Source organism: Arthrobacter caoxuetaonis (assembly GCF_023921125.1).
Taxonomy (GTDB): Bacteria; Actinomycetota; Actinomycetes; order Actinomycetales; family Micrococcaceae; genus Arthrobacter_B; species Arthrobacter_B caoxuetaonis.
The window spans coordinates 322,774-335,808 of sequence record NZ_CP099466.1; the positions used below are offsets into that span (position 1 = coordinate 322,774).

Annotated in this window: 12 protein-coding genes; 10 read left to right on the forward strand and 2 right to left on the reverse strand. The window is 64.3% G+C overall.

The window, feature by feature from the left end; genetic code table 11:
• Positions 1-94: 94 nt before the first annotated feature.
• Positions 95-1,408 carry an isocitrate lyase gene (aceA, locus tag NF551_RS01585; protein ID WP_227896272.1) on the reverse strand — a complete coding sequence of 438 codons (1,314 nt, stop codon included), beginning with the start codon at positions 1,406-1,408 and terminating at the stop codon, positions 95-97.
• A 147-nt stretch (positions 1,409-1,555) separates the two neighbouring features.
• Between aceA and NF551_RS01590 the strand changes: the two genes are divergently transcribed.
• The gene (locus NF551_RS01590; protein ID WP_227896271.1) at positions 1,556-3,052 is read left to right on the forward strand and encodes a helix-turn-helix transcriptional regulator; all 1,497 of its coding nucleotides are present in this window, start codon (positions 1,556-1,558) and stop codon (positions 3,050-3,052) included.
• Between the two features lie 105 nt (positions 3,053-3,157).
• On the opposite strand, the gene map is transcribed toward NF551_RS01590, so the two are convergent.
• Positions 3,158-3,934 carry a type I methionyl aminopeptidase gene (map, locus tag NF551_RS01595; RefSeq protein WP_227896270.1) on the reverse strand — a complete coding sequence of 259 codons (777 nt, stop codon included), beginning with the start codon at positions 3,932-3,934 and terminating at the stop codon, positions 3,158-3,160.
• A 249-nt stretch (positions 3,935-4,183) separates the two neighbouring features.
• Here map and NF551_RS01600 point away from each other — a divergent pair, with 249 nt between their 5' ends.
• The 9 genes from NF551_RS01600 to NF551_RS01640 all read left to right on the forward strand — a co-directional run bounded on the left by NF551_RS01600 (position 4,184) and on the right by NF551_RS01640 (position 12,996).
• Entirely contained in the window at positions 4,184-4,567 is a 384-nt protein-coding gene (locus tag NF551_RS01600) for a DoxX family protein (protein WP_227896269.1), read from the forward strand.
• 124 nt (positions 4,568-4,691) lie between these two features.
• Complete coding sequence (locus NF551_RS01605) at positions 4,692-5,609, forward strand: RNA polymerase sigma-70 factor (protein WP_227896268.1); 918 nt, start codon at positions 4,692-4,694, stop codon at positions 5,607-5,609.
• 72 nt (positions 5,610-5,681) lie between these two features.
• Positions 5,682-6,569 carry an Fpg/Nei family DNA glycosylase gene (locus NF551_RS01610; protein WP_227896267.1) on the forward strand — a complete coding sequence of 296 codons (888 nt, stop codon included), beginning with the start codon at positions 5,682-5,684 and terminating at the stop codon, positions 6,567-6,569.
• A gap of 119 nt (positions 6,570-6,688) precedes the next feature.
• Positions 6,689-7,708 (forward strand): VOC family protein, encoded by a 1,020-nt coding sequence (locus NF551_RS01615; protein ID WP_227896266.1) that lies wholly within the window; start codon positions 6,689-6,691, stop codon positions 7,706-7,708.
• Positions 7,709-7,712: 4 nt separating this feature from the next.
• Positions 7,713-8,690 carry a fumarylacetoacetate hydrolase family protein gene (locus NF551_RS01620; RefSeq protein ID WP_227896265.1) on the forward strand — a complete coding sequence of 326 codons (978 nt, stop codon included), beginning with the start codon at positions 7,713-7,715 and terminating at the stop codon, positions 8,688-8,690.
• Positions 8,687-9,700, forward strand: a complete 1,014-nt coding sequence (locus NF551_RS01625) for a cyclase family protein (RefSeq protein ID WP_227896264.1) — start codon at positions 8,687-8,689, stop codon at positions 9,698-9,700. The genes NF551_RS01620 and NF551_RS01625 overlap by 4 nt, the downstream gene beginning before the upstream one ends.
• A gap of 32 nt (positions 9,701-9,732) precedes the next feature.
• A complete protein-coding gene (locus NF551_RS01630; RefSeq protein ID WP_227896263.1) occupies positions 9,733-10,860 on the forward strand; it encodes an FAD-dependent monooxygenase in 1,128 nt (375 codons plus the stop codon).
• The gene (locus NF551_RS01635) at positions 10,857-11,981 is read left to right on the forward strand and encodes an amidohydrolase family protein (protein WP_227896262.1); all 1,125 of its coding nucleotides are present in this window, start codon (positions 10,857-10,859) and stop codon (positions 11,979-11,981) included. The genes NF551_RS01630 and NF551_RS01635 overlap by 4 nt, the downstream gene beginning before the upstream one ends.
• Positions 11,974-12,996, forward strand: coding sequence for a fumarylacetoacetate hydrolase family protein (locus NF551_RS01640; protein WP_227896261.1), 1,023 nt, complete (start codon positions 11,974-11,976; stop codon positions 12,994-12,996). The genes NF551_RS01635 and NF551_RS01640 overlap by 8 nt, the downstream gene beginning before the upstream one ends.
• Positions 12,997-13,035 lie beyond the last annotated feature (39 nt).

A 13,035-nucleotide genomic window follows, 5' to 3' on the forward strand; every position in this document is an offset into this window, starting at 1 on the left:
TCCCGCCGAAAGGGCAGTTACGGCTGTTTTCAGGGCTGAAACGAGCCGTAACTGGCCTCTCGGCGGAGAGGGAAGGCATGAGGGGTGACGCGGTTTAGTGGAACTGGGCGGTCTCGGTGGAGCCGGCCAGTGCCAGGGTGCTGCCCTCGGGGTTGAGGGCGGTGGCGATGGCGTCGAAGTAGCCGGTGCCGACTTCGCGCTGGTGGCGGGTAGCGGTGTAGCCGCGGTCTTCGGAGCCGAATTCCTTCTCCTGCAGTTCCACGTAGGCGCTCATGCCGTTGCGGGCGTAGCCGTGGGCAAGATCGAACATGGAGTAGTTCAGGGCGTGGAAGCCGGCCAGGGTGATGAACTGGAACTTGAAGCCCATGGCACCGAGTTCGCGCTGGAACTTGGCGATGGTGTCGTCGTCCAGGTGCTTCTTCCAGTTGAAGGACGGGGAGCAGTTGTACGCCAGCATCTGGTCCGGGAATTCGGAGCGGACAGCTTCGGCGAACTTGCGGGCCATTTCCAGGTCCGGGGTGCCGGTCTCCATCCAGATCAGGTCGGAGTACGGCGCGTAGGCCTTGGCACGGGCGATGCAGGGCTCAATGCCGTTGCGGACCTTGTAGAAGCCTTCAGCCGTGCGAACTGGCTCTCCGTTCTCACGGATGATGAACTCCTGGTCCCGCTCATCGACGTCGGAAGTGATCAGCGTGGCTGCCTCGGCGTCGGTCCGGGCGATCACCACGCTGGGCGTGCCGGCGACGTCGGCTGCCAGGCGCGCAGCGTTCAGGGTGCGGATGTGCTGGCTGGTGGGGATCAGCACCTTGCCGCCGAGGTGGCCGCACTTCTTCTCCGAGGCGAGCTGGTCTTCCCAGTGAACGCCCGAGGCGCCGGCCTGGATCATGGACTTCATCAGCTCGTAGGCATTCAGCGGGCCGCCGAAGCCGGCCTCGGCGTCGGCCACGATCGGCACCAGGTAGTCATCCACGGACTGGATGCCCTCGGCGAACTCGATCTGGTCTGCGCGGAGCAGGGCGTTGTTGATGCGGCGGACAACGGTCGGAACCGAGTTGGCCGGGTAGAGCGACTGGTCCGGGTAGGTGTGGCCGGAATTGTTCGCGTCAGCTGCAACCTGCCAGCCGGAGAGGTAGATGGCCTTCAGGCCGGCCTTGACCTGCTGCACGGCCTGGTTGCCGGTCAGGGCACCGAGTGCGTTGGTGTAGCCCTCGTCCCCGGCGTTGCGGAGCTGGTCCCACAGCTTCTCTGCGCCGCGGCGGGCCAGCGTGTGCTCTTCCTGGACGCGGCCACGGAGCTTGACGACGTCTTCGGCAGTGTAATCGCGCTCAATGCCTTCCCAGCGGGGATCGGTGGCCCAATCCTGGGCGAGCTGCTCTGCGGTGCGTGCTGTGCTCTGTTCCTGCGTCATGCCAAACATCTCCTCGGTTTGCGGTGCGAGCCGGTGGTGCGTGAATCCGGCATTTCCTTGCTGTGCAATCAACACTCGGGCAAAAACAACCCCCTTTCTAGAGGTCTTCTATGGAAAGAAACGCAGTTCTTCGCATATTGTGAATTTGTGACCAGTGCAACATGGAACCGGCCCCTTCCTGCCGGCAAAACGGACGACGACGGCGCCTCGGGCTCCTCGCTCGACGTGATCAGCCTGGGCCGCCGGGTGCGCCATCTGCGCAAGGCCAAGGGCATGACGCTCGATGACCTGGGGGCCGCCGTCGGGACTGTGGCTTCGCAGCTTTCCCTGCTCGAAAACGGCAAGCGCGAGCCGAAACTCGGGATGCTGCAGTCCCTGGCGAAAGCACTCGACGTGAGCATCGACCAGCTGCTGGGGTCCGAGCCGCCGAGCCGCCGGGCAGCCCTGGAAATCGAGTTGGAACGGGCCCAGCGCGGACCGCTGTACCAATCCCTGGGCCTGCCGAAAGTCCGCATTTCTTCGCGTTTGCCGCTTGACGTGCTCGAATCCCTGGTCGGGCTGCAGTCCGAACTCGAGCGCCGGCTCAACGAGCAGGTGGCAACGCCGGAGGAAGCCCGCCGCGCCAATGGTGAACTGCGGGTCATGATGCGCGAGCGGAACAACTACTTCCCGGAGTATGAGCAAGCCGCACAAAAGGTCCTGGACTCCGTGGGCCACACCAACGGCCCGCTGTCCCAGCACGTCATCGCGGACATTGCCGCCCATCTCGGCTTCAGCCTGCACCACGTTTCCGACCTGCCGCACTCCACGCGGTCCGTGACGGACCTCAAGAACAAGCGGATCTACCTGACCCAGTCCCAGCGCTCCGAACACGATCCGCGTTCGGTGCTGCTCCAGGCGCTCGGGCACTACGTGCTGGACCACCAGACGCCCAGCAGCTACGGGGAGTTCCTCAGCCAGCGGGTCGCCACGAACTACTTCGCTGCTGCCCTGCTGCTGCCGGAAAAGGCCACCGTGGAATTCCTGCAGCGCGCCAAGACGGCCAAGGAAATCGCCGTCGAGGACATCCGTGACGCCTTCGCCGTTTCCTATGAGACCGCGGCGCACCGGTTCACCAACCTGGCCACCGAGCACCTGGGTATCCGCACGCACTTCCAGAAAGTGCATGAGAGCGGCATTGTCTATAAGGCTTATGAGAACGACGGCGTGACGTTCCCTTCCGACCACACAGGAGCCATCGAGGGGCAGCCGATCTGCCGCTACTGGACCTCACGCGAAGTTTTCTCGGTGCCGGATAAGTTCAGCGCCTACAACCAGTACACCGACACCCCTGCCGGCACCTTCTGGTGCACTGCGCGAACAGAACGAAGCTCCGGCGGCCTGTTCTCACTGAGCATCGGCGTGCCGTACGCGCACGTGAAGTGGTTCCGCGGCCGGGACACCACCGAACGTTCCAAGTCCCGCTGCCCGGATCCGGACTGCTGCCGGACGCCGCCGGCGGAGCTGGCATCGGAATGGTCCGGCATGGCCTGGCCGAGCGCCCGGGCACACTCGCACCTCCTGGCTGCCCTGCCGCCGGGCGCGTTCCCCGGCGTGGACGAGACCGAGGTCTACAGCTTCCTGCAGGCGCACGCGGGGGACTGACCCGTCCTGCCGCCCGCCCCACCCACCGAGAGGCCAGTTACGGCTCGTTTCAGGCGCGAAAAGAGCCGTAACTGGCCTCTCGGCGGCGGGGGGGGGGGACGGGGATTACGACGGTGTGGGCAGGGTGAGGATCTCGGCGCCGTCGTCCGTGATGATGATGGTGTGCTCGCTGTGCGCACTGCGGGCACCCGTCGAGCTGCGCAGCGTCCATCCGTCCGCGTCGAAGGTGAGCTGGTCCGTGTCGGCCATGACCCACGGTTCCAGGGCCAGCATCAGGCCGGGCGTGAGGACGTAGCCGCGCCCGGGGCGGCCGGTGTTGGGAATGTGCGGGTCCTGGTGCATGGTGGAGCCGATGCCGTGGCCGCCGAATTCGGTGTTCACCGGATAGCCGGCGTCGCTCAGTACCGTGCCGATCGCGTGTGAGAGGTCGCCGATGCGTGCTCCCGGGCGAGCTGCGGCAATTCCGGCTGCCAGCGCCTTTTCGGTGGCCCTAATCATTTCGATGCTGCCGGCCGGTTTAATGTCTCCGACAAGAAAGCTGATCGCGGAGTCAGCCGCGATTCCGTCCTTGGAGACGGCAAGGTCCAGGCTGAGCAGGTCCCCGTCCCGCAGCTGGTAGTCGTGGGGCAGGCCGTGCAGCACGGCGTCGTTCACCCCGGTGCAGATGTAGTGCCCGAAGGGTCCGCGGCCGAAGGACGGCTCATAGTCGATGTAGCAGGACGTGGCACCCGCATCCCGAATCATGTCGCCCGTCCACTGATCGATGTCCAGCAGGTTGGTGCCGACGGCTGCCCGCTTCTTCATGGCCTGAAGGATGTCCGCCACGAGCCGGCCGGTGACCCGGGCCTTTGCCGCTTCCGCTGCGTTCAGGATTTCGATCATGTGGTGCCTTTCGGGGGCAGGAGAATTCGGCGTCTGTTCTGCATTCTGGCAGAACGTGTGAGGGTGAGGCATGCCCACGATGCCAGAAGTGCAGTGACTCTCCGACTTCCTGCGGTGAAAGCTGCTGCCCGAACGACGCGCCGCCCGCTCCAGTGGAGTGTCCCTGTGACATGCCCTGCGGGGAATGTCACAGGAACGGAGCCTGTGACGTCTTCCTTGATGTAGGTATTCCCCATCAAGGAGCTGATCATGAACCTCACACTGTGGATTGCCGCCGTGCTGCTTGCCGCCATCGCGCTCGCCGCCGGCCTAACCAAGCTGTTCGTGCCGCAGGCCAGGCTTGCCGCGGCCAAGGGAGGGGGATGGACTGCCGATGTCAGCGTCGGATTCCTTCGGACCCTGGGCGTCCTTGAAATCCTGGCTGCAGCGGGTCTGATCCTGCCGGCAGTCACCGGAGTTGCACCCATTCTGGTGCCGGTGACCGCAGGCTGCTGGGTCCTGCTGATGATCGGGGCGATGATGACGCACGGCCGGCGCGGTGAGAGCGCGTTGGTGCTCCTCAACCTGGCGTATTTGGCTCTTGCGGCCTTCATCGCCTGGGGCCGGTTCGGGCCGGAATCGTTTACCGCCTGAGAAGAGTCCTGCGGTACTGCGGAGGTGCTCAAGTGCCTTGTCAGGTGCTGCCCCGGAGCGGAGGATGGTGGTCATATCAGCGGTGCCGCGGGCACGGGAGGCACCGTCGCGGAAAGGGGTTTCGGTGGGCCGGACCGAAGAGTTCCTGGAGCTTCGGCCGCTGCTGTTTTCGATCGCCTACCGGATGCTGGGCAGCGTGAGCGAGGCCGAGGACGTGCTGCAGGATACCTGGCTGCGGTATGTGGCCTACCCCGGGGAACCCCGCTCGGCCAAGTCTTTCTTGTCTGCTGCGGTGACCCGGGGATCGATCGACGTACTGCGTTCGGCACGGGTCCGAAGGGAGGAATACGTCGGCGCATGGCTCCCGGAACCTCTGGTGGACGATCCGTATGAGGACCCCGAGCGGATGGCAGAACTGGCTGATTCGGTATCCCTGGCCGCCCTGCTGCTGCTGGAACGCCTCAGCCCGCTGGAACGGGCGGTCTTCGTCCTGAGGGAGGTCTTCGACGTCGACTACGCAGAGGTTGCGTCTGCCGTGGGGCGTTCGGAGACAGCCTGCCGCCAATTGGCGGTCAGGGCGAGGGACCATATGGCCGCCGGGAAGCCGCGTTTCGCGGCGGACCGGGCCGAGCAATCGGAACTGGCGTCCCGTTTCTTTGCTGCCCTTAGCGACGGGGACGTCGCCGGCCTGCAGGCGGTACTCGCCGCCGAAGTGTCGATGGTCGGCGACGGCGGCGGCAAGGCACCGCAGTTGGCCCGGCCGGTCATCGGTGCCGAAAACGTGGCCCGCCTGCTCGCCTCCGCCTTCCCCCGCCTGGTCCGGCTGGAGGTCACCATCGAACAGCACCAGATCAATGGACAACCCGGCGCGATCGTCCGGGACCGGAACGGCCTGGTGCTCAACACGATGGTGCTGGATATCCTCGACGGGCAGATCCAGGCCATCCGATCGGTCGTCAATCCGGACAAGCTGGGGCATCTGGGCCCGGTGGCGGATGCTTGGGCCCTCGACCGTGAATTCCGGCATCCGGGGGACAGCTGACCTGTCGGACTGCCTGGATCATCAGCCGGAGAGGAGCTGGTTCGGAAAATCGGTTTCGCCTAGGGTGTACCCATGCCCGAGATGCCCGAAGTGCAGGGACTCGCCGACTTCCTGCGGTCAAAGCTGCTGCCGGTGGACGCCCCGCCCGCAGTGGTGTCCGACGTCGAAGTGCTGTCCTTCTCTGTACTGAAGACCGCCGAGGTTCCGCTGGATGCCTTGAAGGACGGGCCGGTGACCGCCGTCGGCCGCCGCGGCAAGTTCCTCATCATCACTGCCGGCGGCGTTCACCTGGTGATTCATCTGGCCAAGGCGGGATGGCTGCGCTTCTCCGATGCGCTGAAGCCCGGCAGGCTGCGTCCGGGCAAGGGTGCCATGGCATTGCGCGTGCGGTTCGCCCCGCAGGATCCCGCCGGGGATGAACCCGGCTTCGATCTCACCGAGGCCGGCACCAAGAAGTCCCTGGCGGTCTATGTGGTCCGGGACGTGGAGGAAGTGCCCGGGATCGCGCGGCTGGGACCGGAAGCGTTCGACGTCGACCAGGAGACTTTTGCGGCCCTGGTCGCCGGCCACCGCGGGCAGATCAAGGGCCTGCTGCGGGACCAGTCGGTCATCGCGGGAGTCGGCAACGCCTACAGCGACGAGATCCTGCACGCCGCGCATCTCTCGCCGTTCGCCAACGCCTCGAAGCTGACTCCTGAGGAAGTCGAACGCCTGTACCAGGCCATGGGTGCCGTTTTGGAGTCGGCAATCGAGAACGCGTCCGGCCGCCCTGCCGCGGAGCTGAAGGACTCCAAACGCCGGGCCCTGCGGGTGCACGCCAGGACCGGGGAACTGTGTCCGGTGTGCGGGGATACCGTGCGTGAAGTGTCCTTCGCCGACTCGTCGCTGCAGTACTGCCCCACCTGCCAGACCGGCGGGAAACTCCTGGCCGACCGCCGGCTGTCCAAACTGCTGAAATAGGAGCCCCGGTTATCCGCTTGGCGGATACCTCACATAGTAAATAACGTCTTCCTCGAATATATGACGGCGATCACAGTTAGAGCTGAACCACTCAGCAACTAACGAATGGAAGAACGCCCGTGGAACGACTCCTCTCCCATCTGGCTCACCTGGAAATCACCAGCCCTGATGTCGAAGCTTCTGCCCGTTTCTACGTGGAAAAATTCGGCATGCGGCAGGTCGACTCGATCGACGGCGCGTCCTATCTGCGCTGCTGGGGCGACTACTACCGCTACAGCCTGGTGATACGCCCCGGTGCCGAACCGTCTCTGGCGAACATGGCCTGGCGCACCGCGTCCGCGGAAGCGCTTGGAGCTGCGGCTGCAAGCATCGAGGCAGCCGGCGTACAGGGTGAATGGGTCGCCGGAGGGCACGCCCATGGGAAGGCCTACCAGTTCACCGGTCCCTACGGGCATCGCATGAAGCTCTTCTACGAGGTGGAGAACTACACGGCAGACCCCGGCTTCGAATCCTCCTACCCGGACCGGCCTGAACGCCGCAGCAGCCATGCCGCCGCCCCCCGCTTCCTGGACCACGTGACCATCGCAGCCAGCGACGTGCGCGGTTTCGCCGACTGGTACAACCGCGCCCTGGGCTTCCGGATCATGGCATTTACCACTCTGGATGAAGCGCCGATCACTGTCTTTTCCGTACTGACCACCAACGAGAAGTCCCACGACCTGGGGGTCGTCATGGATACTTCGGACCGCGCCGGGCGGGTAAACCACATTGCCTTCTGGGTAGACACCCATGAGGATCTGCTGCGAACCGCCGACGTACTCATGGAGAACGGCACGCCGATGGAGTACGGTCCCTCCATTCACGGCATTGGGGAACAGAATTTCCTGTACTTCCGTGAACCCAGCGGCCTGCGTGTTGAGCTGAATTCCGGCGGATACCGCAACTACGTGCCGGATTGGGAGGCCAAGACCTGGAAGCCTTCCCTTGGGTCGAACAATTTCTACCGCAACGGGTCAATGCCGCATTCCATGACAGAGTCCTTTCCGCTCGCGGACGGATTCACTGCGACGGAAGAAGGAGCGTCGGATGAAATGAAGAAGGCACTGCTGAACCCCTACGCCGAGCATGGACAAGGCTAGCCTCGTGGCCTACTCACTCCTGACCTTTGAAGACCCGGTTACAGGCACGGAACGGGCAGGGCTGGAATCAGCCGGCCTTATCCTTCCGCTGACGGCTGACAACTTGGACCTCCCCGGGGACGAGCCGGTGAGCGTGGAGAACATTATTGAGCACTGGGACAAGGCTGAAGCCCAGCTGGATCGGCTCGCGGCGTCCGCAGGGACAGGATCGCCAGGCTGGCGGGCCCGCTCCGAAATCACGCTGCGTGCCCCGCTGCGCCCACGGCAGATCCTGCAGGCAGGCGCCAACTATCGCAAGCACGTCATCGATCTGGCCGTGGCGCACCGTGACGGCGAAGGCACGGACGAAGAAATCCGTGAACGGACCGCCGTGGTAATGGATAAGCGCGCGGCTGAGGGAACCCCGTATTTCTTCATCGGACTTCCCACGGCGATGGCCTCGGCCACCGATGACCTCATTCTGCCGGGCTACAGCCAGACTCACGACTGGGAACTGGAAGTAGCCGCGGTGATTGGCCAACGAGCCTTCCGCGTCACCCCGGAAGAAGCCCTTGACTACGTCTTCGGTTACACGATGGTCAATGACATCACCACCCGGGAACTCGTCTTCCGCAAGGACATGCCAGCGATTGGCAGCGACTGGTTCCGGTCCAAGAATGCTCCGGGTTTCCTGCCCACCGGGCCCGTGGTGCTGCCCGCGAAATTCGTTGAAGATCCTCAGGACCTGATGGTCACCCTGCGGCTCAACGGGGACATCATGCAGCAGGAATCGACCGCGGACATGATCTTCACCGTGGCGCAGCTCGTTTCCCATGCTTCCGCCCAGATGCCGCTGCTGCCCGGGGATCTCATCCTGACCGGAAGTCCATCAGGGAACGGTGCGCATTGGGGGCGGATGCTCCGCGACGGCGACGTGATGGAAGGCCAGATCACCGGACTCGGAACCCAGCTGATCCACTGCAAAGACGAGGTGGCACGATGACTCAACTCAGCGACCAGGCCGGTGAAGTGGCCATCCAGCGTGGGAACACACTCGCCAGCGTCGAAGCCATGGCTGCGGCGCATAACAACTGGGGACGCTGGGGGCCGGACGATGTCCTTGGAACGTTGAATTTCATCGATGAAGCCAAACGGGTTGAGGCAGCTCAGCTGGTCCGCAGCGGGCAGACGTTTTCCCTTTCCCAGCCGTTCAACACCGACGGCCCCCAAAAGGGCTGGCGGCGCCGAACCAACCCAGTGCACACCATGACCGATACCGGTACCGACGCGGAGTTTGGTGACCAGGGATTTCCGCATGGGATCGGAGGCGCGGATGATTTCATCGCGATGCCGCTGCAATGCTCGACCCAGTGGGATGGACTTGGCCACATCTTCGACCGCGGCAACGCCTGGAACGGCCGCCGCGCCGGCCAGGTAGTGACCAGCGACGGCGACCAGGTCACCGGTATCCAGACCGCGGCGGCGCGGATCGTCACACGCGGGGTGTTGCTCGACGTCGGACGGGCGCTTGGACCGGAACTGGGCAGCGACGAGGGCGAGCTGCCGGACGGATTCGCGATCACCGCCAAACACATCGAGGCAACGATCAAGAAGCAGGGTGCCAGCTCCGATATTCGCCGCGGCGACGTCGTAGTACTGCGCACCGGACAGTATGCCCGTACGCTGCGGCAAGGCTGGGGCGATTATGCCGGAGGATCTGCCCCCGGACTCTCCTTCTCGACTGCGCCCTGGCTCCACATGAGCGAAATAGCCGGAATCGCAACTGACACGTGGGGGTTCGAAGTCCGGCCGAATGAATTCGACGTCGCGTTCCAGCCGCTGCACCAGATTGCTATTCCAAACCTGGGTTTGTACCTGGGTGAAATGTGGAACCCCGAGGAACTTGCCGCATCCTGCGCCACAGACGGACAGTACGACTTTCTTCTGACTGCCGCGCCGCTGCCCATCACCGGTGCGGTCGGGTCACCGGTCAACCCCATTGCCGTGAAATAACCCGCCTGACTGAAAACAAAGGAGTTTGCACTATGGCAGCTGTGAAGACGGTAGGCATTGTTGGTTCGGGAGCGGCGGGTTTAACGGCGGCGTCGCTGCTCGCTGATGCCGGAGTCGACGTGGAAATCCTTGAAAAGGCTGATGCTCCATCCCGGCACGGCTCCGGAATCACCCTGCAGGGCAATGCGCTGCGGATTTTCCGGCAGCTGGGCATTTGGGATGAAATTGCCGCTAAGGGTTTTGCCTTCAGTGAGCTGGGATTTCGGGCACCGGATCCGGCGGGAACCCTCCTGTCCGTGACCGATGACGCCCGGACCGGCGGAAGCGACCTGCCCGCGACGCTGGGCATGTACCGCCCGGATCTCGCCGACACTCTCCGGCGACGCGCGGACGAAGCCGGTGTCCGGATCAGCTACGGCAAGATGATCAAAGGCGTGGAACAGGACGCAGGGTCGGTCACGGCCATAACCGACGACGGCGAACGCCTCGCCTACGACCTGCTGATCGGTGCTGACGGGCTGCATTCGGTGGTGCGGCCCGCCATAGGCATTGATGTTGTGCCGGAACCGACGGGGATGGGAATCTGGCGGGCTTTCGTCGAGCGGCCGGCTGAGGTGGTCCGCACCGATCTGACCTACGGAGGCCCCTGCTACATAGCCGGCTACTGCCCCACGGGCCGGGACAGCATGTATGCGTACCTGGTTGAAGATGCACAGGAACGCAGTGTTGAAGAAGGCCCGAAGATCATGGCCGAACTCGCCGCAGCCTACGGTGGGCCGTGGAAGGAAATACGGGCCAGCCTGGATCACAGTGCGCGCGTTAACTACACCCGGTTCACCTCACACCTGGTGGATGGACCGTGGAACCGGGGCCGGGCCGTGATTATCGGCGACGCCGCCCACAGCTGCCCGCCCACCATTGCGCAGGGTGCGGCCATGGCCGTGGAAGACGCAGCGGTGCTGGCCGAACTGGTGGTAAGCCGCGATGAGCTTGACGATTCCCTCTGGGCTGAGTTCACGGAGCGCAGGCTGGAGCGCGCCCGGACCGTGGTTCAAGGATCGGTCCAACTGGGAGCATGGATGCTCACCGGAGAGATCCGGAACGCAGACGTCCCGGGCCTGATCGCTTCGGTGGCAACAACCGTAAGCTCCCCGGCATGATTGAGCCGCAAGCGGGACGGGGCACGGTCGTAGATGTCCATGCCCACGTAGTTTTGCCCGCACTGCAGGAATTCGTGGCGGCGTCCGCACCAGCGGAGTTCGCTGGTGCCCAGCAGCTTGATGCCCGCCGGCAGGGACCTGAATCACTGAAGAATTCAGGCGTCATGATCAGGGAACGCTGGCCCCAGTTGGTGGATCTGTCCCGGCGCCTGGCAGACATGGATGCGGCCGGGATCGACGTGCAACTGGTCTCGCCCTCACCTTCGCACTACTACTACTTCGCAGAGCCGGACGTCGGAGCCGAGATCGCCCGCCGGGCCAACACCGCAATGATGGAGCTGGTGGAATCGGCACCGGACAGGCTTGCCGGACTGGGATTGGTTCCCTTGCAGCATCCGGAACTCATGGTCGCCGCGCTGGAGCACGCCGTACAGGACTGTGGCCTGCTCGGTGCGGAAATTGGCTCCTACGCTCCAGGCTTTGGTGTTTCGTCCGAGGAAGGGCAAAACGCCGGCACAGTGGAATTGTCTGATGCCCGGCTGGAGCCGTTCTGGGCCCGTGCCGAAGAGTTGGGCGCGATTGTTTTCCTGCACCCCTTCGGCTGTTCGTTGGATGAACGGCTGGACCGGTTCTATCTGGCCAATACAGTCTCGCAGCCGGCGGAGAATGCAGTGGCCCTATCGCACCTCATCTTTGCGGGAGTGCTGGACCGGCATCCCGGTTTGGTTTTGATTGCCGCGCATGCCGGTGGCTACCTTCCCACAACGCTTGGCCGTTCAGACCGTGCCTGGAAGGTTCGGCCGGAGGCGCACGGGTGCGCCGCGCCGCCGTCGTCGTACATGAAGCGGCTGTGGTTCGACTCGCTCACCCACAGCCCTTCCGAACTCCGGGCTCTGGCCGGCATAGCGGGGCCGGAGCGCATCCTGCTCGGTTCCGATTACCCGTTCGACATGGGCACGGAAGACCCGGTGCATGACCTTCGCGCGGCAGGCCTCACACGCAAGGACGAGCAGATGATCATGGCCGGCAATGCCGCAGGTCTTGGCATCCGGGCCGGACACCGTGATCACGGAGCGCTGGTCAGGGCTACTGCTACGGAAGGGAAGCAGCACCATGGTTAAAGTCGCACGCTGGAACGACGGCGGCGAGGTCCGCTCCGGTTTCATCCATGGGGACCGTGCCTACCCGCTTGCTGCAGGGATGACCACCAACGACCTGCTCTCGGCAGGGTTGGAGGAAACCCTTCGGCTCTCCGAACTGACGCTCGCGGCCGGTGCCGGTGGCCAGACCGGTGAATCAGCACCCAAACCGGTTGACGCCGTCACGCTCCTGGCTCCGCTGGTCCCGGCCGCCGTCCGGGACTTCGTCGCGTTCGAGGAGCATGTCGAGGGAATGCGCATCAGCATAGAAGGTGCTCCCGGTGTGATGGAGGAGTGGTATCAGGCACCTACGTTCTATTTCACAAACCCACACACCATTCGCGGTACGGGTGAAGAAATCCCCATTCCGGCCGGGTGCAGCCAGTTGGATTTCGAAACCGAGGTGGCCGCCGTTATTGGACGGGTGCCGGGCAGCGCCGGGAGTAACCTCACGGCGGAGCAGGCGCACCGCCATATCTTCGGATACACCATATTCAATGACTGGTCTGCACGGGACCTGCAGCGGCGTGAAATGAAGGTAAGTCTGGGCCCTTGCAAGGGCAAAGACTTCGCCGGCACCCTCGGACCTTGGATCGTCACCGCTGACGAGTTTGAAGACCGGCACGACGCCGAAGGTTTCCTCAGCTTGGAAATGAGTGTGGAAGTCAACGGTATCCGAGTGGGGAAAGACCTGCTATCCAACATGGGCTGGCCGTTTGCCGAGCTGGTGGCCTATGCCTCGCAGGATTCGCGGGTTGTTCCCGGGGACGTGCTGGGCTCGGGAACATGCGGCAGCGGCTGCCTCGCCGAGCTGTGGGGCCGCAACGGTGCTCAGACCCCTCCGCCGCTGCAGACCGGGGACAGAGTGGTGATGGCCGTGGATGGCATCGGCACCATCACCAACACCGTGGGGGAGCAGCGCGACGCATCGACCCTTGTCCGGGCCCGTTCCAGGCCCCGGCTCCGGCGGAGTTACGGTCTAGTGGCGGGAGGGTAATGAACTGGGCCGGCTGATGACAGCCGGGGGGCGAACGAA